The sequence below is a fragment of the Leifsonia tongyongensis genome, from assembly GCF_010686705.1.
In the GTDB taxonomy this organism is placed as follows: Bacteria; Actinomycetota; Actinomycetes; order Actinomycetales; family Microbacteriaceae; genus Diaminobutyricibacter; species Diaminobutyricibacter tongyongensis.
Genome location: NZ_JAAGWY010000002.1, coordinates 1,098,919 through 1,123,191 on the forward strand (window position 1 = coordinate 1,098,919; position 24,273 = coordinate 1,123,191).

Annotated in this window: 19 protein-coding genes; 10 read left to right on the forward strand and 9 right to left on the reverse strand. The window is 69.4% G+C overall.

The features are described from left to right. Positions 1–26 precede the first annotated feature (26 nt). A complete protein-coding gene (locus G3T36_RS13270) occupies positions 27–1,166 on the reverse strand; it encodes a PDZ domain-containing protein (RefSeq protein WP_163290202.1) in 1,140 nt (379 codons plus the stop codon). Positions 1,167–1,301: 135 nt separating this feature from the next. Between G3T36_RS13270 and G3T36_RS13275 the strand changes: the two genes are divergently transcribed. Both G3T36_RS13275 and G3T36_RS13280 read left to right on the forward strand, forming a co-directional pair. Next, positions 1,302–2,645: a zinc-dependent metalloprotease gene (locus G3T36_RS13275; RefSeq protein ID WP_163290203.1), complete on the forward strand. Its 1,344-nt coding sequence runs from the start codon at positions 1,302–1,304 to the stop codon at positions 2,643–2,645. A 59-nt stretch (positions 2,646–2,704) separates the two neighbouring features. Continuing rightward, a complete protein-coding gene (locus tag G3T36_RS13280) occupies positions 2,705–3,541 on the forward strand; it encodes a TOMM precursor leader peptide-binding protein (RefSeq protein ID WP_163290204.1) in 837 nt (278 codons plus the stop codon). Here the strand turns inward: G3T36_RS13280 and G3T36_RS13285 are convergent. Next, positions 3,432–5,171 (reverse strand): ATP-dependent helicase, encoded by a 1,740-nt coding sequence (locus tag G3T36_RS13285; protein ID WP_163290205.1) that lies wholly within the window; start codon positions 5,169–5,171, stop codon positions 3,432–3,434. The genes G3T36_RS13280 and G3T36_RS13285 overlap by 110 nt on opposite strands. Beyond that, positions 5,168–6,193, reverse strand: a complete 1,026-nt coding sequence (nudC, locus tag G3T36_RS13290) for an NAD(+) diphosphatase (RefSeq protein ID WP_163290206.1) — start codon at positions 6,191–6,193, stop codon at positions 5,168–5,170. The genes G3T36_RS13285 and nudC overlap by 4 nt, the downstream gene beginning before the upstream one ends. A gap of 104 nt (positions 6,194–6,297) precedes the next feature. Here nudC and G3T36_RS13295 point away from each other — a divergent pair, with 104 nt between their 5' ends. Next, positions 6,298–7,374 (forward strand): phosphotransferase, encoded by a 1,077-nt coding sequence (locus G3T36_RS13295; RefSeq protein WP_163290207.1) that lies wholly within the window; start codon positions 6,298–6,300, stop codon positions 7,372–7,374. Here the strand turns inward: G3T36_RS13295 and G3T36_RS13300 are convergent. Further along, positions 7,311–10,652 carry an ATP-dependent helicase gene (locus G3T36_RS13300; RefSeq protein ID WP_163290208.1) on the reverse strand — a complete coding sequence of 1,114 codons (3,342 nt, stop codon included), beginning with the start codon at positions 10,650–10,652 and terminating at the stop codon, positions 7,311–7,313. The genes G3T36_RS13295 and G3T36_RS13300 overlap by 64 nt on opposite strands. Further along, a complete protein-coding gene (locus G3T36_RS13305) occupies positions 10,649–13,762 on the reverse strand; it encodes an ATP-dependent helicase (RefSeq protein WP_163290209.1) in 3,114 nt (1,037 codons plus the stop codon). Before G3T36_RS13305 ends, G3T36_RS13300 begins: the two co-directional genes overlap by 4 nt. Positions 13,763–13,870: 108 nt before the next feature. On the opposite strand from G3T36_RS13305, the gene G3T36_RS13310 reads away from it, so the two are divergent. Continuing rightward, entirely contained in the window at positions 13,871–14,095 is a 225-nt protein-coding gene (locus G3T36_RS13310) for a DUF3107 family protein (protein ID WP_163290210.1), read from the forward strand. Positions 14,096–14,109: 14 nt separating this feature from the next. Continuing rightward, positions 14,110–14,418: a hypothetical protein gene (locus G3T36_RS13315; RefSeq protein ID WP_163290211.1), complete on the forward strand. Its 309-nt coding sequence runs from the start codon at positions 14,110–14,112 to the stop codon at positions 14,416–14,418. Positions 14,419–14,452: 34 nt separating this feature from the next. On the opposite strand, the gene G3T36_RS13320 is transcribed toward G3T36_RS13315, so the two are convergent. Then, on the reverse strand, positions 14,453–15,169 hold the full coding sequence (locus tag G3T36_RS13320; protein ID WP_163290212.1) for a ferritin-like fold-containing protein: 717 nt from the start codon (positions 15,167–15,169) through the stop codon (positions 14,453–14,455). Between the two features lie 180 nt (positions 15,170–15,349). On the opposite strand from G3T36_RS13320, the gene G3T36_RS13325 reads away from it, so the two are divergent. Then, positions 15,350–16,819, forward strand: a complete 1,470-nt coding sequence (locus G3T36_RS13325) for a DEAD/DEAH box helicase (RefSeq protein ID WP_163290213.1) — start codon at positions 15,350–15,352, stop codon at positions 16,817–16,819. An 84-nt stretch (positions 16,820–16,903) separates the two neighbouring features. On the opposite strand, the gene G3T36_RS13330 is transcribed toward G3T36_RS13325, so the two are convergent. Beyond that, entirely contained in the window at positions 16,904–18,007 is a 1,104-nt protein-coding gene (locus G3T36_RS13330; protein WP_205245058.1) for an aggregation-promoting factor C-terminal-like domain-containing protein, read from the reverse strand. A gap of 71 nt (positions 18,008–18,078) precedes the next feature. Next, positions 18,079–18,951, reverse strand: a complete 873-nt coding sequence (locus G3T36_RS13335; RefSeq protein ID WP_163290215.1) for a PHP domain-containing protein — start codon at positions 18,949–18,951, stop codon at positions 18,079–18,081. A 67-nt stretch (positions 18,952–19,018) separates the two neighbouring features. Between G3T36_RS13335 and G3T36_RS13340 the strand changes: the two genes are divergently transcribed. Next, the gene (locus G3T36_RS13340; RefSeq protein ID WP_163290216.1) at positions 19,019–20,539 is read left to right on the forward strand and encodes an aminopeptidase P family protein; all 1,521 of its coding nucleotides are present in this window, start codon (positions 19,019–19,021) and stop codon (positions 20,537–20,539) included. 38 nt (positions 20,540–20,577) lie between these two features. On the opposite strand, the gene G3T36_RS13345 is transcribed toward G3T36_RS13340, so the two are convergent. Continuing rightward, positions 20,578–21,210 (reverse strand): YflT domain-containing protein, encoded by a 633-nt coding sequence (locus G3T36_RS13345; RefSeq protein ID WP_240148543.1) that lies wholly within the window; start codon positions 21,208–21,210, stop codon positions 20,578–20,580. 57 nt (positions 21,211–21,267) lie between these two features. Between G3T36_RS13345 and G3T36_RS13350 the strand changes: the two genes are divergently transcribed. The 3 genes from G3T36_RS13350 to G3T36_RS13360 are packed head-to-tail and all read left to right on the forward strand — an operon-like array spanning position 21,268 to position 24,266. Beyond that, positions 21,268–22,593 carry a magnesium transporter MgtE N-terminal domain-containing protein gene (locus tag G3T36_RS13350; protein ID WP_163290217.1) on the forward strand — a complete coding sequence of 442 codons (1,326 nt, stop codon included), beginning with the start codon at positions 21,268–21,270 and terminating at the stop codon, positions 22,591–22,593. Continuing rightward, positions 22,580–23,104, forward strand: coding sequence for a DUF1003 domain-containing protein (locus G3T36_RS13355; protein WP_163290218.1), 525 nt, complete (start codon positions 22,580–22,582; stop codon positions 23,102–23,104). The genes G3T36_RS13350 and G3T36_RS13355 overlap by 14 nt, the downstream gene beginning before the upstream one ends. Continuing rightward, complete coding sequence (locus tag G3T36_RS13360) at positions 23,073–24,266, forward strand: Mrp/NBP35 family ATP-binding protein (RefSeq protein ID WP_193571100.1); 1,194 nt, start codon at positions 23,073–23,075, stop codon at positions 24,264–24,266. The genes G3T36_RS13355 and G3T36_RS13360 overlap by 32 nt, the downstream gene beginning before the upstream one ends. Positions 24,267–24,273: the final 7 nt, after the last annotated feature.

A 24,273-nucleotide genomic window follows, 5' to 3' on the forward strand; every position in this document is an offset into this window, starting at 1 on the left:
CTAGGCGCGGGACGCTTGGAGAAAGCTCAGGACGCCGGGCACCTCGGGAAGGCCGCCGTGCTCGAGTGCGAGCTGAGCGCCTTCATCACGGCGAGCGAGTCGTCGAGCTTCTTGACCGCGAACACGGTGAGCCCCGGCGGGATGTGGCCGGTCACCTCGTCGCAGTTCACCTGCGGTGCGAGGAACCACGTGTTGCCGGCGCCCTTGGCCGCGTACATCTTCTGGCGGATTCCGCCGATGGCGCCGATGTTGCCTTCGTTGTCGATCGTCCCGGTCCCGGCGACCCGCTGACCGCCGTTGAGCTTGCCCGGCGTGAGCTTGTCGATGATGCCCAGCGCGAACATCTGACCCGCGCTCGGGCCGCCGACGTTGTTCAACTGGATCATCACGTCGAACGGGAAGGAGTAGTGCATCCCCGCCCCGATCCCGACGATGACGGCCGGCCCGCTCTTCTCGGGCGTGATCTGCACGGTGCTCGGCTTGCCGTCGCGGATGATGCCGATCGTCGCCGGCTTTCCGGCGCCGTTCTTCTTGAGGAGGTCCCTCAGGGTCTGCACTCCGGGTACGTGGACTCCGTTGACCGTGATGATCTCGTCACCGACCTTGAGCACGCCATCGGCAGGCGAGCCCATGATGATCTGTTTGACCACGACCTCCTGCGGATACGTGTAGCCGAGCTCGTTCAGGGCGGCCGCGATCGCATCCTGCTGGGAGTCGACCATGAGCTGGGCGTTCTCCTTGTTGCTCTGCTCGGTCGTGACCCCGGGCGGGAAGACGGAGTCGACCGGCAGGACCGCCTTGCTCGGTGTGAACCAGGCGGAGGCGACTTCGATCCAGCTCGGCAGGGAGTCGGGGTTGCCCACGACCGACACGGTGAGCAGGTCGAGTGAGCCTGCGGTCGGGTACGTGGTCTTGCTGGGGATCGTGATGAGGAGCTTGGCATCCTTCGACGGAGTGCTGCCGACGGGCTGGTCGGTGCCGAGGGTGTTGAACACCGGGCCGGGCTGCTCGATCACGTACGGCGCAGGGACGAGCGCCAGGACGAGGGTCAGGATGAATGCCGCACCGACGAACGACCACCCGACGATAACGCTGCGCTTCGGCCGGATGCGCTCCGGCGGAGTGCTGGGAGCAGGCTGCAGATCGTCGTCTGTGAAGAGTGCCACGCATGTGCCTTCCTGATGTTCGCGACGGGCGGACACCCAACCCCTGAGCCTAGGCCAATTCCCATCCTGCTTCGCAGAATCACGGGCTAGCGTAGATTCTGCGCCTGAAAGGTTGCCAATACGAAAGGCGAGACGATGGCCGATGATCCGAACAAGGACCAGGACGACGAATTCCGCGACATGCTGCGTGAATTCCTGTCCGGCAATTCGTCGATCGACCCGAGCCAGCTCGCCGGCGCTGCGGGGCTTCCGAACGATCCGGCGAGCATCGCCCAGTTGCTCGGCCAGCTCCAGAACGCCATCCGGAGCAATGGAGACGGGATCAACTGGGACCTTGCGCTCGAGCAGGCCAGGACCCTCGCGGGCGCCGACGCGCGTCCGACGGAGCCGGCCGAACGGGCCGCTCTCGAGCAGGCCTTCCACGTCGCCGCCCTCTGGCTCGACGGCGTGACCAGCGTCGCCGAGCTGACGACACAGCCGCAGCTGATCGGGCGCGTCGAATGGGCACGCCAGACCATGCCGATCTGGACCCAGCTCGCCGAGCCCGTCGCGCTCAGCATCTCGGATGCGCTCACCCAGGTGCTCAAGGAGCAGGCCCCGGAAGAGATGCAGGGGATGCTCGCGAACGCCGGACAGATCATGCGCTCGATCGGAGGCGCGCTCTTCGCCATGCAGCTGGGCCAGGTCGTCGGCCAGCTCGCGAAGGAGGTCGTGTCGGGCGGCGATATCGGGATCCCGCTGCTCGAGGACGGCCATGCCGCCCTCCTCCCCCAGAACGTCGCGGAGTTCGGCGAGGGACTCGACATCCCCGACGACCAGGTGCAGCTCTACCTGGCGGTGCGCGAGCTCGCCCATGCCCGGCTGTTCCGCCACGCGAAATGGCTTCGCCTCCAGCTGATCACCTCCATCACCGAGTTCGCCAAGGGCATCACCATCGACACGGACCGCCTCGAGGAACTCGCCGAGAGTTTCGACCCGTCGAACCCGGAGGAGCTCCGGGAGGCGATGGTGAGCGGCGCGCTGATCCCGCCGAAGACCGAGGCCCAACAGGCGGCGCTCGCCCGGCTGGAAACCGTGCTCGCCCTCGTCGAAGGCTGGGTGGACGTCGTCACCGCCGAGGCGACGAAGCTCCTCCCGAAGGCCGACGCCATCGCGGAGACGGTCCGCCGCCGCCGCGCTTCCGGCGGACCGGCCGAATCGGCGTTCGCGACCCTCGTCGGACTGGAACTGCGGCCACGCCGGCTTCGCGAGGCCGCAGCGATGTGGAGAGCGGTGAGTGAGGCGGTCGGCGCAGACGGACGCGACCGGCTCTGGTCGCATCCCGACCTGATGCCCACAGGAGCCGACCTCGACGACCCGTCGGCGCTGGTCGCGCGACTCACTGCTGAGGCGAGTGGCGAAGAGCCCGAGTACGACGCCGTCGACCAGGCGCTCGAAGACCTCCTTCGCGGCGACACGGAGCGTCCGACGGAGGAGTAGGGGTAAGAAATTGTGGAGAGATTCTGCGGCGGTCACCCCGTGCGCGGAATGATGCAGGGGTGATCTTCCAGCTCGATCCTCGTATCCCCCGCGTGTGGCGCACTCCGACAGACCTGCAGTTCGGCGTCGACCAGCGCCTGCTGGTTCTTCGCAATGTGACCGACGCTGAAGAGCGGCTCCTCTTCGACCTCGATAGCGGTGTCACCCGCGACGGACTCCAGGCGCTGGCGGACACCATGCGCGCACCCGTCGACATCGAATCGCTGCTCGCCCGGTTGAGGCCCGTCCTGCGTCCCCCGGCGCGGCCGTCAGGCCCGGTGCGCCCTCGTGTCGCCCTCGACGGCGGCGGTCCCACCGCACGCAGGATCGCGGGGATCCTCGGCAGCTGCGGGTACCCGGTGACGAGCGATATCGCCGACGTCGACCGGGTGGACGCTGCCGTGATCGTCGCGCATTTCGCCGTGGTGCCCGAGCGACACGGTCGGTGGCTCCGCCGCGACATCCCCCACCTGTCCGTCGTCTTCGGCGACAGGAACGTTTCGATCGGGCCACTCGTCGAGCCGGGCAGAGGCCCGTGCCTCTCCTGCCGGGAGCTCCGGCGCATGGACGACGACCCCGCGTGGGCGGCGCTCGCGACGCAGCTGTCGGAAAAGACGTCCGCACTCGAGACGGAGCTGGTCAGCACCGCGGTCTCGGCCGTGGCATCGCGGATGATGCTGGCCAGGCTGATGCGCGGGTCGCGTCGGTTCGCCGCTTCGAGCATCCGCTACGACGGGGCGACGGGTGCTACGGACGTCGTCGAGGTGCGGAACCACGCGGAGTGCGGGTGCCGAGCTCTGCCAGGAACCGGGACGGCTGACGAGGGCCGCGCTGCTGGCCGCCTTCGGCCCAGCTGAGGTGCAGGCGCCGTCGCGCCCGGGTGATCCCCACGTACAGGAGGCGTCGTTCCTCGTCGACCTGCTCGAACGTTTTCGCGTAGCTGATCGGCACGAGTCCTTCGCTGAGCCCGATCAGGTAGACCGAATCCCACTCGAGGCCCTTCGCCGAGTGAAGGGTCGCCAGGGTCACCGCGGCGACGGTCGGCTCGTGCTGTCCCGCCTGGCGTTCCATCAGCTCGTCCGTGAAGCTGCGGAACGACGTGCCCGCGGGTTGCTGGTCGACCAGTCCCATGATGGCGTTGAGCGACTCCCAGCGATCGCGGACGGCGCCACGCGCTTCGGGCGCATCCTGACTCCAACCGAGCGACCGGAGCACATCGCTCACCGATTTGAAGAGCGGTTCGCCCGTCACCGAGACGGAGGCCGCACGCAGGGACATCACCGCCTGCTTGACCTCGGGGAGGTCGAAGAAGCGCTTCGAGCCCCTGATCTGGTAGCTGACACCGACATCGGCAAGCGCAGCCTCGAGGGCTGCGGCCTGGACGTTGACCCGGTACAGCACCGCGATGTCTTCGGGCCGGTCACCGGCCGCAATCTGCTGCGCGATCGCCTGCGCGACTCCACGCGCCTCAGCCAGGTCGGATGCGAACGCAACGGGATCCGGCGTCGCCGGGTCGGCCCCCGGCCGCTCCGTGCGACCCGCCCCGTGTGCGGTAGCGGCGTGGAGGGTGAGCGCCCCCGGGCGTCCCCGCATGAGCCGGTTGGCCGCGTCGACCACGTCCGGTGTCGACCGGTAGTTCTGTTCAAGGCGCACGACCGTGGCGTCCTCGTAGCGTCGCTCGAAGTCGAGCAGGAAATCGCTTCGGGCGCCCGCGAACGAGTAGATCGTCTGGCTTGCGTCGCCGACGACGCACACGTCGCGTCGGCCACCGAGCCAGAGATCGAGAAGCTGCTGCTGCAGGGGTGAGACGTCCTGGTACTCGTCCACGACGAAGAAGCGGTACTGTTCGCGCACCTGCATGGCCACCGCGGGCTCGGTCTCGATCATCCCGGCACAGGCGAGAAGGACATCTTCGAAGTCGAACTGGCGCCGCTCATCCTTGAGGTCTTCGTACGCCTGCTGGAGGAGTACCGCCTGATCGGCCGTCAGGGAGCCGGGAAGGGATCGCCCGGCGATGCGGTGCGCGTACTGGTCGATGCTGAGACCCGAGACCTTGCGCCATTCGATCTCTGCCGCGACGTCGCGCAGCATCGCCGTGTCGAGCTTGAGACGGAGGCGTTCTGCGGCGTGGCCGAGAACCCTGGCCTTGCCCTCGAGGATCGACGGAAGCTGGCCGCCGACCACCTGGGGCCAGAAGAAGTTGAGCTGGCTGAGGGCTGACGCGTGGAAGGTCCTCGCGGAGACGCCGCCGGCACCGAGTTGGCGCAGCCTGCCCCTGAGCTCGGAGGCGGCACGGCTGGTGAACGTCAGTGCCATGACCCGGTTGGGCGTGTATGCGCCGGTCGCGACCCCGTAGGCGATCCGGTGGGTGATCGCGCGCGTCTTGCCCGTGCCCGCCCCCGCGAGGATGCAGACGGGGCCGAGCAGCGCCTCCGCGGCGACGCGCTGTTGGTCGTCGAGCCCCGCGAGCACGTGTTCGGGCGTCATCGTTCCCCGGCGGATGCGGGCGCCGGCGGCTCGTCGAGCGGTCCCCCGTACCAGTCCTCGATGATCGCGCGGGCGATGGACGTACGACCGGGAAGAATGACGAACTCGCGGTTCGACCACACCTCGTCGCGGGTGAACCAGCGGAGGTCCAGTATCTCGTCGCCGTCCGGCATGAGGGCATCAGGATCCTGGTCCTGGGCGAGCCGTGCCGTGAAGCCGACCATGACCGAAGCAGGGAAGGGCCACGGCTGCGAGCCGAGGTATTCCGGGTCGACGACCCGGACTCCGGCCTCCTCGAAGATCTCCCGTTCCACAGCCGCTTCGAACGACTCGCCCGGCTCGACGAACCCGGCGAGCAGCGAGAACCGGGTGTTCTCCCACATCGCGTTGGAACCGAGCAGCAGGCGGTCGTCCTGGTCGAGCACGCTGACGATCACCGCGGGATCGGTGCGCGGGAAGATCTCCGTCTCGTCTTCGAAGCATCGCCGGACCCAGCCGCCCCTTTCGACGACGGTCGGGGTGCCGCAGCGCGGGCAATGGGTGTGCGACGCGTGCCAGTTCGCGATCCCGAGCGCCTCGGTGAAGAGACCCGCATCACGGTCGCTCATCACGGTTCCCACGGTCCGGAGGTTCGCCCATCGCGTTTCGTCGGGTTCCAGCTCGGTCGCCGCAGCGTCGGTGAGCACACTCAGGACGATCGCCGAACCGGCGGGCTCTCCGGGTGCCTCGACCAGGGTGCGGCCGAGGTAGACCCGCACGAGCGCGGACGTGACGCGTTCGACGGGAAGCAGTTCGAGCGTGGCCCGTTCACCATCCCGGGCCGTCCCCCAGCCGTCCGAACCGGGGGTTGCGGCGGCGACACTCTCGGCGGTCACCAGCGCACGCCCCCTCCAGAGCGGGAGGATCCGCGTGGTCGGCTCAGCCCAGAGCTCATCGAAAAGCGCGGGGCGGGAACGCGCCTCATGATCGCGATCGACAGCGCTGCGCGACAGGGGAAGGTCGCGGAGAGCGGAGCGCGACATCGGGGTCCTCTCACGGTTGACGGATGACGATCGTTTCCGACGCGAACGGCTGGGTAGGCGTGGCGATCAACGGGTGCCGGGGATGTCCACTTAACCTAGGTGCTATGGCCAGATCCCATCTCACTCTAGCCGCGCTGGCCACCTCGGCCGTTCCCGGGCTGGAGGTGTCGGGCGCCCGCAGCTTCACGGCCGGTGGTGCGGGCGATTTCGATTCCGCACTGCTCAGCGGGCGCGACGGCAGCACCAGCATCATCCGGGTTCCCACGTCGCAGGCGGCCGAGTCGGAGCAGAGCGCCGATCTCGTCGCCCTTCGCGCACTCACCACGGGGATCCGCAGCCGGCTTCCCTTCGATGTCCCGACTTTCCTCGGGCAGACGCCGGTCGGCGGAACGCGTGCGATCGTGTACGGCTTCCTGCCCGGTGTCCACATCGACGTGGACGACGTTCCGCCTGGTGACGGACTTGCCGGGGCGATCGGGCACGCCATCGCGGCCATCCACACGCTTCCGACGGCATTCGTCGGGGAGGCCGGGCTGCCCGTGCTGAGCGCCCCCGAGTGCCACACGTCCACCACCTCTCTCATCGAGTCTGCGGCGGCCACAGGACTTCTTCCGAGTGCCCTCCGAGACCGGTGGCGCGAGGCGTCGGCGGACGGCGCGCTCTGGCAGTTCCAGCCCACGGTCATCAACGGAGCGCTGACTGCGGACTCCTTCCTCGTCGAGGGTGAGTCGATCTCCGCCGTCCTCGGCTGGTCCGCCCTCCGTGTCGGCGATCCGGCACGTGACCTCCACTGGCTGCTCGCGATGAATTCGGATGCCGCCGAGAGCGCCCTCGGTGCGTACGGCGCCGCCCGCCAGGTGACGACGGACCGGCAGTTCACGCAGCGGGCGATGCTCTATGCGGAGCTCGAGGTGGCGCGGTGGCTGCTCCATGGCCGCGAGGTGCGCAATCAGTCGATCGTCGACGATGCGGTGGAGATGCTCGACGGGCTGGTCGACCGCGTCCACACGAACGTCGCGAACCCGCTTTCGACCGCGACCGGCCCGATCATGGCCGTCTCGGATGTCGAAGCGATGCTCGATCGGACTCCGGGCGACCGTTCAGCAGACGACTACGGTCACGCCGGCGGGATGAAGCCGGTGACCGACGACCAGAGCGAGCGCAGCTCCTTCTCGGAGTAGAGGCGTTCCGGCCGGATGACGGCGTCGTCGGAGACGAAGTAGAAGACGGCGTCGATCCGCTCCGGCGCGATGCCTTTCCAGCGGGCGAATGCTAGCCGGTACAGCGCGAGCTGCAGTTGCTTCCGTTCGAGGTCGTCGGCGTCGCGCGGGGCTTTGCCGGTCTTCCAGTCGACGATCTGGTAGTCGTGGATCCCGTCGTCGGCACGGTACACGGCGTCGAGCTTGCAGACGACGACCTGCCCGGCCAGCACGACGTGGATCTCGATCTCGACCTCCTCCGGGCGCCGGTCGGCCCAGGTGCTGGCGGCGAACGTCTGCTGGAGTGCCTCCAGCTCCGCAGCTTCGATGTTCTCGCCTGCCGGGTCGTCGAGTTCGACCGCCGAGGCGTCGATCGTGTCGGATGCTCCGCCGGCCGTGCCGTACCGCTGCTCCACCCAGCCGTGGAAGAGGGTGCCGAGGCGGGTCTGCCGGTATGGCCGTTCCGGCATGGGACGCCGCAGCGCCGCCGCCACCGCGGCCGGATCGGTCACATAGTCCTTGAACCGGGATGCCGGGATGCGCGAAGGAAGGTCGATGCGGTCGCCGCCCGCCGAGCGCTTCGCACGCTCCGCGAGCAGCAGTTCGATGTCGTCGGCATAGCTGCCGCCGCTGTTGCTGCCACGTGCCTGCGCGTCGCGGACGGCCTGGGCGGCCCGGACGACCCGCGGCCGCCGCATTCCCAGGGGATCGAGTGGCCAGGCCACCGTCTGTGTCGCGAGCGCGTACGGGTTCTCGTCCGTCTCATCCGGCTCGGGGAACGCGTCGGCGGCGAGCAGGCCTGCACTCTGCAGTTCGAGGAGGAACAGCCCCGGCCCCCGGGGACGGGTCTGCGTCGACCAGTACGAACCCGTCAGGAGCAGGCTGCCGCGCGCACGCGTCACCGCGACGTAGGCCAGCCGCCGCTGCTCGGCCGCATGCCGTTCGGCGTTCTCGGCCTCGAATACAGCGAGCGCGTCGTCGAACTCCTTCTGGGTGAGGGCCGACCGCCAGCCGAGGACGGGCAGTTCAGTCGAGTCGCCGCGGAATTCGTAAGGCAGTGCGCCGAACTCGAGCCAGCCCTTCTTACTGCGGGGCGGACCGGGCAACTCGCCGTCGACCATCCGAGGCACCGCGACGATGTCCCACTCGAGCCCTTTCGAGCCGTGGATGGTCAGGATCTGCACGGTCCCGGGCTCCGCGTCCTCGCTCCGGGGCGCCAGGTTGTCGCGCTGCTCAGCCTCGGCCAGCCAGGCGAGGAACGAACCGAGCGTCGCCTGCTCATCACTCGCCAGGTAGGAGGCGACCTGTTCCGCGAAGGCGTCGAGGCTCGCCTGGCCGAGTTGCGCGTTCTCGTTGGCGGCGACCTCGATGTCCAGCATCAGTTCCTGTTGCACGAGGGTGACGAGATCGAGGAGGTCGAGCCCGGCGCGTGAACGCAGGTAGCCGAGCTGTCGTCCCGCTTCGCGCATCCTGCTCAGGCCGTCGGGGCTGAACGACGCCAGCTGGGTGTGGGTCTCCGGCGCCTCGACGACGAAATCGAGTGCGTCGACGAGGGAGGCGGACTCTTCGCCTGCCACCGACTGACGCAGCCGCTCGCGAACCGACGCGTCGAGCTCGCGGAAGCGGTGGTCGCGGGCCGCCAGCCAGGAGGCGACCGACCGCAGAACGGCGATGTCCTTCGGAGCGATCCTCCAGCGCGCCCCGGAGAGCACACGGATCAGTTCCGACCCAGCGGTCGGGTCGTGCATCACGCGCATCGCGCTCAGCAGGTCTGCGATCACCGGTTGCTCGAGGAGGCCGCCGAGTCCGAGAACGTGATAGCGGACACCGCGCCGGTCGAGGGCCTCTGTGAAGACATCGATCTTCTTGAGCGAGCGGCAGAGCATGGCGGCGCTCGGCGGCTGCCCGTCGTCGTCGCGCCGCGCCAGCCGGTTCGCCAGCCAGTCCGCGACCGCCTCCGCCTCGTCTGCCACCGTCTGTTCGAATCGCACGTCGAGGTCGCCCGCAGGAACGCCGGGACGCGCCTCGAGTCGATGGACGTGGACCGGGGACGCGGCCGACAGCGGACCGACCAGCACGTTCGCCGCATCGAGCACGCGGGAGGGATTGCGCCACGAGGTCGAGAGCGCGTATTCCGCTGCTCCTCCCTGCGCGATCCCCGGCCGATTGCCGGTGAAGTCGAGGGAGAACCGGCCGAGGTTCGCCGCGCTCGCACCGCGCCAGCCGTAGATCGACTGGTGTGGATCGCCGACCGCCATGACCGCCTGCCCGCCGAACAGCCGCGAGAGGAGCCTGGTCTGCACCACCGACGTGTCCTGGTATTCGTCGAGGAGGATGACCCGGTACCGCGCACGATAGTCCTCGATGACCGAGGGCAGCCGATCGCACACCTGCAGGGCGAGGGCGACCTGATCGGAGTACTCGACGAATCCGCGTCGCACTTTCTCAGCGGCGAAGCGTGCGGCCAGGTCGAGGAGAGGGGCCAGCGAGCCGACCACTGCGACGGCTGACCGAACGGATGCGTACATCTCTTTGACGCGTCCGTTGCCGGTCGGAAGCTCAGCCAGCGCTCCGAACTTCGCGATCATCGACTCGACATCTGCACCGTCCGCGACGTTCTCACTGAGGGCGCGGCTGAGCGCGATGACGGCACTGGTGACGACGTCGACGCTCTTCTCGAGGTCGACGAGCCGTTCGTCGGCGCTCGAGACGACGAGGCGCCGCGCGAGCTGCCATGCCGATGCCTCGCTCAGCACGGCGGACTCCGGCTCCCTCCCGATCAGAAGCGCATTCTCACGGAAGATCGCATTGGCGAACGAGTTGTAGGTGCCGACGTTCGGGGCCTCGAACGGGTCGGAATCGAGCTCCACGAGGCCGGAGGCGGCGAGCTGGTCGATGCGACGCCGGATGCGCACGGCGAGCTCCCCGGCCGCCTTCCGGGTGAACGTGAGCCCGAGGATCTCCGGCACGCGCACATGCCCGTTCGCGAGCAGCCAGACCACGCGGTTGGCCATCGTCTCGGTCTTGCCGCTGCCGGCGCCCGCGACGACGATGGCCGGCGCGAGCGGGGCTTCGATCACCGCCTGCTGCTGCGGGGTCGGGATGGGGAGGCCGAGCGCTCCCGCGATGTCGGCCGAGCTCACGCGGCGACGCGACGGCTCGTACTCTCCTGCCTCCGCGTCGAGCGCCTGCTCGACGAGATCGAGGGCGGACTCGTCGACCGCCCAGTCGAGAAGGCCGTCGTCGCGCCCGTCGGTCATGCGCTCACCGCCGGTACGAGATGGATGCGGTACTCGAAGCGCGCGTGCGGGTCCCGTTCGTCGAGATTCACGACTCCGAGGAACGAGTTCGCCGCCATGCCGTCGGCAGCCGCCGACACGCGTTCGCGCAGCCGGTCGAGCGCTGCCTCGTCGGGTGGTCCCTGGACCGCTTCGCGATAGCTCTTGCCGCGAACGCCGGTGCCGACGAAGAGCAGCTTCGCCCCACCGGCAGGCATTCCCGCCCCCGGCTCGACGACCCCCTGCTCCTGGGCCAGCTGGTACGCGCCGAGCTGGGCATGCTCCGCCACTTTCGCAGCGCTCGGAATAGTCTTCCCCGTCTTCAGGTCGACGATGACGATGGTTCCTTCGGGCGTCCGCTCGATGCGGTCGATCGTCCCGTTGACGATCGCGCGTCCGACCGGCAGCTCGAAGGCGCCTTCCGAACCGAGCAACGTGCCTCCGCTCCGGTCGAAGTCACGGAGATACTCGGAGAGCCCGTCGGCCAGGCGCCGGGTACGGCGTCTCTCCTTCTCTTCGAGCCAGGGCGATTCGAACTGGAGCTCGGACCAGCGCGCTTCGATGCCGCTCCAGATGCGCTCGACGCTCAGGTCGCCGGAGTCATCGGTGCTCACCTGTTCCATGACGGCGTGGACCACCGTTCCGATGCCTGCTGCGAGCCCGCTCGGCGACGACGCCATCGCATCGATGAACCACGCGAGCGGCGACTTCTCGAAGGTCTCCAGCCTCGACGGCGAGACCCGCACCCGGGCCTCCGGATCGGAGAGGTCGACGAGGGGCTGGGTCGTCGAGGGTTCGATCAGTCCGTACCACTGGCCCGGATCCGCACCGGGTACGTCGGCTGCCGAGAGGCGGGCAAGCGCATCCACCGCATCGGGCGAGCCGGTCGCCACGGCACGGCGGCGAAGACGGCCGACCATCCCGCGAAGCGAGAGCGGATGAACCGAGTCGTCATGGTCGTCCTCCGCGAGATCCCCCGCCAGTCGCAGGAGCGGCGACGGCTGCTCCTCGTCGTTCGCGGTGGCCGTGAGGATGACCTGGCGGCGCGCCCGCGAGACCGCGAGGGCGAACATCCGGAGCTCGTCTCCCATGACCAGCGCGCGTTCGTCGACCGTGGTGGCCGCGATCCCGGCGACGGCGTCTCCGAGCTTCTGGGGATGCAGCAGCGACCCCCTCAGGCGAAGGTTGGGCCAGACGCTCTCCTGCAGGCCGGCGATGGCGACGACCTCGAATTCCGCACCGATCGTCGCGCTCGGTGTTCCCACCAGCACCGAATCCGAGGCCGTCTGCGCAGCAAGCGTGTCCTCGGGCACTTCTGCTCCGAGCAGTTCTTCGACGAACACCGAGGCCGGGCTCTCCGGATAGCGCTCGACGAAGCGCCTGGCGGCTGTGAACAAGGCGACCACGCCGTCGAGGTGCCGGTTCGCCTCGTCGGCGACGATGCCGGTGCGCTCCGACTGTTCGAGCCAGCGCTTCGCGAGCCCGCTCCGCTCCCAGGCGTGCCAGAGGAGCTCCTCGATCGTCGCACCGTCGGCGCCACGGGCCCGTCCGGCGTGGAGGGTCTCGGCGAGTCGCGACGCTCGTCGTGCCGGGGACGAGTCGATGGTGGCAAAGCGACCCGGCGCGTTCAGCGCGTCGACGATCAGGTCGTCGGCCGGCCGATTGCCTCCGCCGGCGAGCTCCTCCTGGCGCAGGGCCAGCCGCAGCCGCCGGAGCCCGACCCCGTCGAGGCCACCGAACGGCCCGAGCAGAAGGTCGGACGCGACGGTCGCCGTCAGCTCGACCGAGCCCAGCTCCACGCCGGCCAGGGTCAGCAGCTGTCTGGCAGCGAATTCGTCGCGGAGCGCGCGTCCTGCGACGGAGGTGCGGGTCGGGACCTCGGCCACGGCGAGCGCCCGCGCCAGCGCCGGGACCAACGCCCCCGACCGCACCACCACGGCCATGTCGTTCCAGGGCACCCCGTCGAAGAGGTGATGCTCCCGCAGGCGTCGGGCGAGACGCCCGGCCTCGGCGGGCGCCGACGACGCCTCGATCCGGATGATCGCGGGCGCCGCGCTCGCCTCGCGCCCCGCGCCTGCGAGCCGCTGCACACCTGCCGCCGCGGTGCCGATGCGCTCCGTGACCCGTGCGGTCAGTTCGCGCAGCGCCGGTGGCTGACGGTGCGCCGTCGTGAGTACGAAACGCTCGACAGGGATCCCGAGCGTGGCGTCCAGCCGCCCGAGGGCGGACGGCTCGGCACCGCGGAACGTCGTCGAGGCGACATCGGGATCGCCGAACGCGACGACGGCCACACCGCGGGCGGCGAACGCGCGCAGCAGCGAGAGCGTCGCGACGGTCGCCTCCTGGACATCGTCGACGACGATCAGCCGGAGCCGCTCCAGCGCGCCCTCCGTGGCGACGACCGAGACCGCCTCGGCCACGAGTTCGGCGGAGTCGACGAAATCGCCTCGATAGCTGTCGATGACGCGCTGGTATTCGACGATGAAGTCGGCAACCGCCAGCCACTGGTCGTGACCCGTTTCGTCAGCCAGCCGTCTGAGCCGGTGCGGCGACACCCCGTGCTCGACGCACCGCGCCATGAGCTCGCGCAGTTCGGTGCGGAAACCGCGGAGCGCGCGGACGTCGTCGCCGAGTGGCTCGGGCCATACGGGGCCGCTGCCGTCTTCGAGGTGGCCGGCGAGGAGCTCGGCGATGATCTGGTCCTGTTCCCCACCGGTCAGCAGCCTGGGCGGATCGACGGCGGCGGCCCTGGCCCTCCGGCCGACCAGCTGGAACGCCAGCGAGGTCGCCGTCCGCGCGAGCGGGCCGTTCGTCGGCACGTCGAGGCGCACCGCGATCCGGTCGCGAAGCCGCGTCGCCGAGGTTCGGGATGCCGTGAGTGCGAGGACCTCGTCGGTCGCGTAGCCGCGATCGAGCACGCGCTCCGCCAGCACCTCGACGAGGGTCGTCGTCTTGCCGGTGCCCGGAGCACCGAGCACCGCGGCCGATTCTCCGTCGCCGAGGTCGAGCACGGCGGCCTGGGATTCGTCGAGCCGGAGGTCGCCGATGCCGGTGTCCCGCGGAGCCAGGGACCGGAAACCTCGTGTCGTCATGACCAGAACCGTACCGGCGTCCGCCGACAGAGAACGTGACGCAGCGCCGTCGGCCGAGTGTCGTAGTCTGAACTCACATCCGCCGGTCAGATTCGAAAGGCACCACACGTGGACATCCGCATCGGAATCCTCAATGCTCCTCGCGAACTCAGTTTCGAGAGCTCCCAGACGGCCGACGAAATCGCGCAGCAGGTCTCGGCCGCGCTGACCAGCGGCACCGGCTTCCTCCGGCTCACGGACGACAAGGGCAAGGTGTACCTGATTCCCACCGCCGGCATCGCGTATGTCGAGATCGGCACCGAGGAGTCGCGCCGCATCGGATTCGTGGGCTGAGGCGGAGGGTAGCGATGGAGCTGCTGTTCATCACGCTCGCCGGCGCGATCATCGGTCTCGCCGCGCGGTACCTCCTTCCGCACCGTCACACGCACGGGTCGGCGCTCATGCCAGCGATCGGCGTGATCGCCTCGGCTGTCCTGTGGGAGGGACTCACCTGGGCCGGCCTGAAGTGGGACGGCGGCTGGATCTGGGTCATCACGCTGCTCGGCACTACTGCGATCGTGGTGGTCACCGACCTGGTCGTGGGCCGGGTGCGCACCACGCATGACGCGAAACTGCTCGCGACACTCTCGAAGGCCTCGCCCATCCCGGCACGCTGACGTCGGCACCGCGTCGTCGACGACGGCGCTTCGTTCAGGCCGTGAGGCCGAGGGCGTCCATCCGTCTGGTGTGCGCCGCGATCAGTTCGGTGAAGATCGGTTCCGTCCGCTCTTCGTCCGTGCGCGCGTTGCCGGACAGATGAAGTGCGGACCGCGCCACGAGGAGCGTGTCGCCGACGAGCCGCCTGCCCCACATCGCCAGCCGCGACGCGAGCTGCGGGTCCTCTGCAATGGCGTCGCGAAGGATGCGCACCACCTCGTCCTGGCCCGAGTCGAGTCCGAGCAGCTGGGCCGCCCGGGGCCCGAAGTCGCCGGGAAGGCCGGCGGACAGGCGGATGAAGAAGTCGTCGAGGAGCCCTGCCGTCAGATGGGCGGCCAGGAGGGTCTCCTGCCAGTCCGCGCCCGTCGTGATCGCACTGAAACCGTCGATGGCGTCGGCGAACGGCTGCATGGCGTAGGCGGGATCGTCTCCGCGCCTGCGGATCTCGGCCACCAGTCCCTGATGCTTGGCCAGTGCGAAACCGGCCGCCTTGCCGATGCTCTCCCGTGCCTCGAGGTCGGGCACTTCGCCGACGACGCGGGAGAGCGTCTGGAAGGCCTCGAGCTGCAGGTAGGCCGCCTGTCCGAGGTAGGGCAGGAGTTCGGGGGCGATCTCGTGCAGGTCCACCCTCGTCGCAGGCGGCTGCTCCGACCGCGGCTTGAGCCGGGGAAGCTCGACCAGTGGCCGGCGACGGGTGAACCAGGTTGACACGTACGCAAGTGTAGCGATGGCGGATGCGCGTGCTCGGGGCAGTTCGCCCGCATCCCCCTTAACGCCGTCTGTACAGGAGCATCAACTAGGCTGTGAATGCCGTCGGCATGGATCGACGGCCCTACGCCTGTGAAAAGAAGACGGCGTAGACCTCGTGAACAAACCGACAGGCATCAATTCGTGACTTTCTCCGATCTCAACATCGACCAGGACATGGTCGACGCGCTGGCAGCGAAGGGGATCGTCGAACCGTTCCCCATCCAGGCCCAGACCATCCCCCTCGCCCTCGACGGCCAGGACATCATCGGCCAGGCCAAGACCGGAACCGGTAAGACGTTCGGCTTCGGCCTCCCCGTCATCCAGCGCCTCGGGCTCGACCCGAAGCCCGGCGTCCAGGCCCTCATCGTCGTCCCCACCCGCGAACTCTGCGTGCAGGTTTTCGAAGACCTGTCGCAGGCGGCCGAGAACCGCTCGACCAGCGTCGTCGCGATCTACGGCGGCAAGGCCTACGAAGGCCAGATCGAGCAGATCAAGGCCGGCGCTCAGATCGTCGTCGGCACCCCGGGGCGCCTCCTCGACCTCGCCGGCCAGCGCCTGCTCAACCTCGGCAACGTGCGCGAGATGGTGCTGGACGAGGCCGACAAGATGCTCGACCTCGGCTTCCTCGCCGACATCGAGAAGCTCTTCGCCCAGACACCGGCGACCCGCCACACCATGCTGTTCTCTGCGACGATGCCGGGTCCGATCGTCGCCCTCGCGCGCCGGTTCATGACGCGGCCCATCCACATCCGCGCGACCGACCCCGACGAGGGCCAGGTACAGGCGAACATCAAGCACCTCATCTACCGTGCGCATGCGCTCGACAAGGACGAGGTGGTCGCCCGCATCCTCCAGGCCGAGGGACGCGGCAAGACCGTCGTCTTCACCCGCACCAAGCGCGCCGCCGCGAAACTGGTGGAGGAGCTGGGCGATCGCGGGTTCAACGCCGCAGCCGTGCACGGCGACCTCAACCAGGAGCAGCGCGAGCGGGCGATGGCAGCGTTCAAGGCGGGCAAGAAGGACATCCTGATCGCCACCGACGTCGCCGCGCGAGGAATCGACGTCGACGACGTGACGCACGTCATCAACCACACCATCCCCGAAGACGAGAAGACCTACCTCCACCGCGCTGGGCGCACCGGCCGTGCGGGCAAGACCGGCATCGCCGTGACCTTCGTCGACTGGGACGACCTGCACAAGTGGGCGCTGATCAACCGGGCTCTCGAGTTCGGCCAGCCCGAGCCGGTCGAGACCTACTCATCGTCCCCCCACCTGTACTCCGACCTGGACATCCCGGAAGGCGCCAAGGGCCGGCTGAAGAGCACCCCCGCCGTCAAGGTCGAGTCCGCCGGCTCCCGCGGTCCCCGTGATTCGCAGGGCTCACGCGCGGAGGGCGGCGAGAGCCGGAACCGTTCGCGTTCGCGGACACGCGGCGGCCGCCCGGCATCCGCCGGCGCATCGCACGACGGCCAGCCCGCTGCCGAGCACGCCGCGTCCGGCACCCACGACGGCGGCGGTGCGCAGCACCACGACGGCAACAGCGCCCCGCGCCGTCGCAGCCGCACGCGTCGCCGCAGCGGCGGCTCCCCCACCGCCGCCCCCGCGAGCTAGCCCCGCCGGGCACGCGATTGGGTGCCACGAATTACGCTTCGAAAGCGCGTTTTGGCGTTTTTCGTGGTACCTGATCTCGCCGAGTCAGTACCAGTTGTAGCCCATCTCGTGGTTCCACGCTCCGCACGGTGACCCGTACGCGCGCGAGATGTACGAGAGTCCCCAGTTGATCTGGGTGCGGGCGTTCGTCTGCCAGTCGGGTCCGGCCGTCGCCATCTTGCTTGCGGGAAGCGACTGCGGGATGCCGTAGGCACCGCTCGACGTGTTGTATGCGTCGGCGCGCCATCCGGATTCCTGGTTCCACAGGCGGATCAGGCAGGACATCTGGTCCCCGCCCCAGCCGTAGGACGGCAGGACGCTCTGCGCGTAGGCCTGCGCACCGGCAGGATCGACGACCACGCCGCCGGGCGGAGGAGCGAAACTGTCCGCTGAGCCCTGGCTCGCTTGCTGCTGGGCGAGTGCCGCCGCCGCCGCGACGCCTTCGGCGTACTTCTCCTCGACCTTCGCGGTCGTGCGTTTCAGGGATGCGAGCTGCGCGTACAGAACCTTGGCGTGCGTCCGCTGGGTGGCGAGTTCTGCATCCGCTGCGCGCTGTGCCGCCTGCGCCGCCTCGAGCGCCTTCTGCGCCTTCACGGCGAGCGACGCGCGGGCCACCTCGGCCGACTTCGCGTCGCCGCTGAGCGACGTGGCGAGGTTCTGCTGCTGGATGGCTTTGGTGAAGAGGTCCCCCGCTCGGCTCGTGAGCCCGGCCATCGCCCCGAGCTGGTAGAGGAGGTCCGGCGCGCCGGGAGCGCGGGACCCGTCGAGGAACAGGTGGATGGTGAGGTCGGCGCCGCTGATCCGCGTCAGCTGCTCGGTGAGGGCGCCGCTCTGGGTCTTGAGGGATCGGGCGGATGCGCTGGCCGAGGCCGCGCTCTTCGCGAGCCTGGTCGCCTTGTCGGTCGCAGCGGCGAGGTCGGATTGGGCCTTGGCGGATTCCGCGGCCCGTTTGATCGCAAGGTCGGCCGCTGCAGCGGCCTGCTGCTGAAGCCGGCCAAGCAGCTGGTCGATCTTCGTGACTTCCGCCTGCGTGGCGGCCTGGCTCGCTTTCGCGGCCTGCACGTCGCCCCAGCTGGGGTAGCTCGTGTCGGCGGTGGCAGCCGGCACCCCGCCGCCCACGGCGAGGAGCGCAGCGACGAGGAGTCCCACGCCGACTCGGGATCGACCTCTCACCTGCACCCTCCGCTCGCTCGTGCCCCGTTCAGGCTACGACGCTAATCTCATGAGGCGTAGAAGGGCGCCGCGCCTGTCGCTTGTTCGATAATGAGATCCAGAACGCGAGGATCCGTCGTGTTCTCGCCGAACCGGTTCGGTTTCCCGGAGCCGTGGTAGTCGCTCGACCCCGTGACCTGGAGCCCGAAGCGCTGTGCGAGTTCGTGTAGTCGCTCCCTGCCGTCGGGCGTGTTCTCGCGGTGGTCGATCTCCAGTCCGAAGAGCCCGGCGTCGACGAGGCGCGCGAGACGGTCCGGCGGGATGACGCGGCCGCGGCCGCGCGTGCCGGGGTGCGCGAGGACCGGGACGCCTCCGGCCGCGCGGATGAGGCGCACGCCGGTGAGGGGGTCGGGCGCGTAGTGCGGCTGGTAGTAGCCCGCGCGCCAGTGGAGGATTCCGGCGAACGCTGCGCTGCGGTCGGGCGCCAGTCCGCGGGCGACGAGGGCGTCGGCGATGTGGGGCCGTCCGACCGTCGCGCCCTCCGTGGTCTGTGCCACCACGTCGTCCCACGTCAGGTCGTAATCCTCGGAGATCCGCTGCACCATCTCCTCGGCGCGCCGCAGCCGCCCGACCCTGATGCGCTCCGTCTCGGCGGCGAGCGCCTCGTCGAGAGGATCGAACAGGTAGCCGAGCATGTGCACGCTGGCGAACTCGATGCGCGTGCTGAGCTCCATGCCGGGGATGAGGGTGACGCCGGCTTCGGGGACGGCGGAGGCCGCATCCGCCCAGCCCGCCGTGGAGTCGTGGTCGGTGAGCGCGACCGTTCCGAGCCCGGCGACAGCGGCCGCGCGCACCAGCTCGGCGGGCGTCTCCGTCCCGTCGGACACACTCGAATGCGTGTGTAGGTCGATGGGACCACGGAAGCGTCGCTCATCACCCATGGGTTCATCGTACGGGGCGCGACCCCGGCGGCCGCAGGCACGTCGCCGTCGGTGAAAGAATGGAGGCATGTCGTCACACACCGAATCGCCCCAGCAGACCGCCACCAGCGAGCCGGAGCCGCGCGCGACCTCGAATCGGTCGACGACGCCGGGTTCCGACGCGTTCAAGGAGTACATCGGCAGCGGCTGGGCGGAGCGTCCGGATGTGCTCCCCGGCGCCCGTGAGCAGGCCGCGTTCGCCGCCGACCGCCGTGCGCGCATCTCGCGGCTCCACCCGGGCAAGCGCATCGTCATCCCCGCCGGCCGGCTCAAGACGCGCTCGAACGACACCGACTACGCCTTCCGCGCGCATTCCGCATTCGCGCACCTGACCGGTTGGGGCTCGGACACGGAGCCGGGCAGCGTTCTGGTCCTCGAACCGACTGCTGACGGCCACGACGCCACCCTGTACTTCCGCGAGCGCGCCGGACGCGATTCGGACGAGTTCTACGCCAACCCCGAGATCGGCGAGTTCTGGATCGGGCCGCGGCCTTCGCTCGCACAGGTAGCGAGCGATCTCGCCCTTCCTGCACGCGGCATCGCCGAGCTGACGGCTGTCATCGAGGCCACCGACGAGAACACCCTGGTCGTGCGCGAGGCCGATCCGACGCTCACGGACCAGATCGACGGCCTCAGGCTGCTCAACCTCGACGACCGGATCGCCGATGTGGAGGCGCACGAGGGCGATGACGAGCTGGCACGCGACCTTTCCGAGCTGCGCCTCGTGAAGGACTCGTTCGAGATCGGCGAACTGCGCGCCGCGGTGGACGCCACGGCACGCGGGTTCGACGACGTGGTCGCAGACCTCCCCCGGATCACCGCGCACCGCCGCGGCGAGCGACTCGTCGAAGGGGTGTTCAACGGGCGCGCCCGGGCCGACGGCAACGCGGTCGGGTACGACACCATCGCTGCGAGCGGGCCGCACGCGTGCATCCTGCACTGGACCCGGAACGATGGGCCCGTCGTGCCCGGCGATCTCATCCTGCTCGACGCCGGAGTGGAGGTCGACAGCTACTACACCGCCGACATCACGCGAACGTTCCCGATCAGCGGGCGGTTCACCGAGACCCAGCGCCTCGTGTACGAGGCGGTGCGCGAAGCAGCGGATGCGGCATTCGCGATCGTGCGCCCCGGCATCCGGTTCCGTGAGATCCATGCGACGGCGATGGCCGTGATCGCCCGGCGGACCGCCGAATGGGGCCTCCTCCCCGTGTCGGCGGAGGAGGCGCTCCTGGCTGACAACCAGCAGCACCGCCGTTACATGGTGCACGGCACGAGCCATCATCTCGGCCTCGACGTCCACGACTGCGCGCAGGCGCGCCGCGACCTCTACCTGGACGGCGTGCTCGAGCCCGGCATGGTGTTCACCATCGAGCCCGGCCTGTACTTCCAGCCTGACGATCTGACGGTGCCCGAGCATTTCCGCGGCATCGGTGTGCGCATCGAGGACAACATCCTCGTGACGGCGGACGGCGCGGAGAACCTCTCGATCGCGATCCCCCGCACGGCCGACGAGGTCGAAGCCTGGGTGCAGGGCGCGCGGAACTAGGCAGCCGACCTGGGGCGGCCGGCTCCGCTTGCGCCGGCCTAGCCTACGGCAGGCGGGGCGGGCGGCGGATCCGACGGATGCGAGGGCCCCGCGTCCGCCGGCGGTGCGGGTGGCGCAGCCCGTGCCGGCGGCGGGTCGGACGGGTGCGGTGCGACCGGAGCCGCATCCGCGACCGGCGCCGCCTGGTGGTCACCGGCGATCAGATTGCGCGCACGATTGACGAGCTCGGAATCGACGAGCACCGAATAGCTCGTCGCGATGACCTGGGCGACCGAGGTGTAGTCGCGCCGGCGGCGGTTCACCGCGTACGACACGACCCCGAAGAGCGTTCCGAAGCCCGCGCCGATCAGCACGGCTGCGATCACGAACGCGAAGCTGGTGGCCGGGTTGAAGATCACGAGCAGCAGACCGATGAAGATCCCGAACCAGGCGCCGGAGGCCGCTCCTGCGACTGCGACCCGCCCCCAGCTCAGTTTGCCGGTGACCCGCTCGACGCTTTTGAGGTCGCTTCCGACGATCGAGAGTTTGGCGACGGGGAAGTCGGCGCGGGCGAGCACGTCGACCGCCTGCTGGGCCTCGGGATACGTCTCGTAGGTCGCAATGACCTCGCCGCGTGGAAGTGTCGGGAAAACCACTCTGCTGCGGCCGCCGAACGGGCTCTGGTTACTCACCTGACCATTCTTTCACCCAGCGCCGTTCCCCGGCTTCGAGGGCATAAGTTATTACCTGTGAGTGCCTCCAGAGTTTTCGTCGCTCGGCTCGCCGGGTGCACCGTCTTCGACCCCGCGGGAGACCGCGTGGGCAAGGTGCGCGACGTCCTGGTGGTCTACCGCAAGAGCGACCCGCCGCGCGTGGTCGGCCTCATCGTCGAGATCCCCGGGAAGCGCAGGGTATTCGTCTCGATCGGCCGGGTGACCAGCATCGGCAGCGGTCAGATCATCACGACCGGCCTGATCAACGTCCGCCGCTTCGAGCAGCGCGGCGGCGAGGTGCGCGTCATCGCCGAGATGCTCGGACGCCGCGTCGTCTTCGCCGACGGCTCCGGCGAGGCGACCATCGAGGACGTGGCCATCGAGAATTCGGGCCAGGGCGAGTGGGCGATCGAGCAGCTCTTCGTGCGGCGTCCGAAGACCGGTTCGTCGCCGTTCGGCAAAGGGCCGACCGCATTCGTCTCCTGGTCCGAGGTGTTCGAGAAGGCGAGTGCGGGTCAGGCCCAGTCGGCCGAGCAGCTCATCGCGACCTACTCCGAGCTGAAGCCGGCCGACCTCGCCAACACCCTTCTCGACCTTCCGCAGCAGCGCATGCTCGAAGTCGCGGAGGAGCTGCCGGACGACCGTCTCGCCGATGTCCTCGAAGAGATGCCGGAGAGCGAGCAGGTCCAGATCCTCGGGCAGCTCGATGACGACCGTGCGGCCGACGTGCTCGATCAGATGCAGCCGGACGACGCCGCCGACCTGATCGCCCAGCTGTCGGACGAACGCGGCGAGCACCTCCTGGAGCTGATGCAGCCGGAGGAGGCCGAGGACGTCCGCATGCTCCTCAACTATGCGCCGGACACCGCGGGCGGCCTCATGACCACCGAGCCCATCATCGTCTCAGCGGATGCGACCGTCGCCGAGGGTCTCGCCCTGATCCGCCGGCACGAGCTCGCGCCCGCGCTCGGCGCCGCAATCTGCGTCACGCTTCCCCCGTACGAGGCCCCTACGGGCCGCTTCCTCGGCATGGTGCACTTCCAGCGGATGCTCCGCTACCCGCCGCACGTGCGCCTCGGCACGCTGCTCGACCCGAGCCTCGAGCCGGTGACGGCAGACGCCTCGGCGGCCGAGGTCTCGCGCATCCTCGCCAGCTACAACCTCGTCTCGGTCCCGGTCGTGGACGAGAACCATCGCCTGGTCGGGGTGGTGACCATTGACGACATCCTCGACTTCCTGCTCCCCGACGACTGGCGAAGTCGCGACGACGAAGACGACGTGCTGAAACGCCCGGCGCTCTCGGACAGTACAGGCAGTATCCCCATCGCGAACGGAAGGAGGGTCGGAAATGGCACGAGCTAGCCGGTCGGACATCCGCCTGGACGCGCCCAAAGGGCTGCGCACGAGCGTCCTTCCCCGCCGGGGTGCGAGCGACAGGGACCGGTTCGGTCGTTTCACCGAGTGGATCGCCCGCAACATGGGCACGCCCTGGTTCATCATCGGGCTGACGATCTTCGTCATCTTCTGGATGGCCTGGAACATCCTGGCCCCGGCGCCGCTGCGTTTCGACTCTGCTGCGCTCGGGTTCATCGCGCTCACTCTGGTGCTCTCGCTCCAGGCCTCCTACGCCGCGCCGCTCATCCTGCTCGCCCAGAACCGGCAGGACGACCGCGACCGGGTCCAGATCGAGCAGGACCGGCAACGCGCGGAGCGCAATCTCGCCGACACCGAATATCTCGCGCGCGAGGTGGTCGCACTCCGACTCGCGGTCAGGGACATGGCCACGAAGGACTTCATCCGCGCCGAACTGCGCGCTCTGCTCGAAGACCTGGACAGCCGCGATGAGGCCGAAGCCGAGCAGTCCGGTGCCTGAGGGCGGCAGTCGCGGAACGGATGCCGGACTCGCCGAAGCGGTGCGTGCGGCGCTGTCGCGCGTCCTCGATCCGGAGATCAGGAGGCCGATCACCGAGCTCGACATGGTCGGCTCCGTCTCCGTCGACGACCTCGGGACGGCGACCGTCGCCGTCAAGCTGACGATCGTCGGATGCCCGGCAGCCGACACGATCGAACGCGACGTCCGCGCCGCCACGGCCTCGGTCCCCGGCGTCACGACCGTCGTCGTCGACGTGTCGGTGATGACGAAGGAAGAACGGGCGGCACTGACCGAGCGGCTCCGTGGTTCACGGGCGGCGCGGAGGCCGCAGTTCGGCCCGGACTCGCTGACCCAGGTCTACGCCGTCACCAGCGGCAAGGGTGGCGTCGGCAAGTCCACCCTCACCGCCAACCTCGCGGTGGCGCTCGCGCAACGCGGTCTCGCCGTCGGCATTCTCGACGCCGACGTCTACGGCTTCTCGATCCCGGGCATCCTCGGGCTCCTCGATGCGTCCGGTGCGGCACCCCGGCCCACGCGCGTCGACGACATGATCCTGCCGCCCGTAGCGCACGAGGTGAAGATCATCTCCATCGGCATGTTTGTCGATTCGCCGTCTGCGGCGGTCGCCTGGCGCGGGCCGATGCTCCACCGCACGATCCAGCAGTTCCTCACGGACGTCTACTGGGGCGACCTCGATGTGCTGCTGCTCGACCTGCCGCCGGGGACGGGCGACGTCGCCATCACGGTCGGCCAGCTGCTGTCCCACGCCGAGGTCGTCGTCGTGACGACCCCGCAGCCTGCCGCGGCCGATGTCGCGGAGCGCAGCGGAACGGTGGCCCGGCAGACGGGCCAGCGTGTCATCGGTGTCATCGAGAACATGGCGGGCCTCGCCCAACCGGACGGCACGATCCTCGACCTCTTCGGAAGCGGCGGCGGCGCGGAGGTGGCCCGCAGGCTGTCGGTCGGTCAGGACGACCCGGTGCCCCTGCTCGCCTCCATCCCTCTGAGCGTCTCCCTGCGAGCAGGAGGTGACGCGGGCATCCCGATCGTGCTGAGCGACCCGGACGACCCCGCGGCGCAGGCGATCCGCGCGGTGGCCGGGCGGCTCGCGACGCGCGGTCGCTCGCTCGCCGGCCGCCGGCTCGGAGTCACGATCTCCTAGTCACCAC

Bases quoted from the DNA above. Each gene is read 5' to 3' on its own strand.
- G3T36_RS13295 (WP_163290207.1), top strand. From the start codon at position 6,298: ATGGCCAGATCCCATCTCACTCTAGCCGCGCTGGCCACCTCGGCCGTT.
- G3T36_RS13340 (WP_163290216.1), top strand. From the start codon at position 19,019: ATGTCGTCACACACCGAATCGCCCCAGCAGACCGCCACCAGCGAGCCG.
- G3T36_RS13335 (WP_163290215.1), bottom strand. From the start codon at position 18,951: ATGGGTGATGAGCGACGCTTCCGTGGTCCCATCGACCTACACACGCAT.
- G3T36_RS13355 (WP_163290218.1), top strand. From the start codon at position 22,580: ATGGCACGAGCTAGCCGGTCGGACATCCGCCTGGACGCGCCCAAAGGG.
- G3T36_RS13305 (WP_163290209.1), bottom strand. From the start codon at position 13,762: ATGACGACACGAGGTTTCCGGTCCCTGGCTCCGCGGGACACCGGCATC.
- G3T36_RS13315 (WP_163290211.1), top strand. From the start codon at position 14,110: ATGGAGCTGCTGTTCATCACGCTCGCCGGCGCGATCATCGGTCTCGCC.
- G3T36_RS13285 (WP_163290205.1), bottom strand. From the start codon at position 5,171: ATGACGCCCGAACACGTGCTCGCGGGGCTCGACGACCAACAGCGCGTC.
- nudC (WP_163290206.1), bottom strand. From the start codon at position 6,193: ATGTCGCGCTCCGCTCTCCGCGACCTTCCCCTGTCGCGCAGCGCTGTC.
- G3T36_RS13360 (WP_193571100.1), top strand. From the start codon at position 23,073: ATGAGGCCGAAGCCGAGCAGTCCGGTGCCTGAGGGCGGCAGTCGCGGA.
- G3T36_RS13275 (WP_163290203.1), top strand. From the start codon at position 1,302: ATGGCCGATGATCCGAACAAGGACCAGGACGACGAATTCCGCGACATG.
- G3T36_RS13300 (WP_163290208.1), bottom strand. From the start codon at position 10,652: ATGACCGACGGGCGCGACGACGGCCTTCTCGACTGGGCGGTCGACGAG.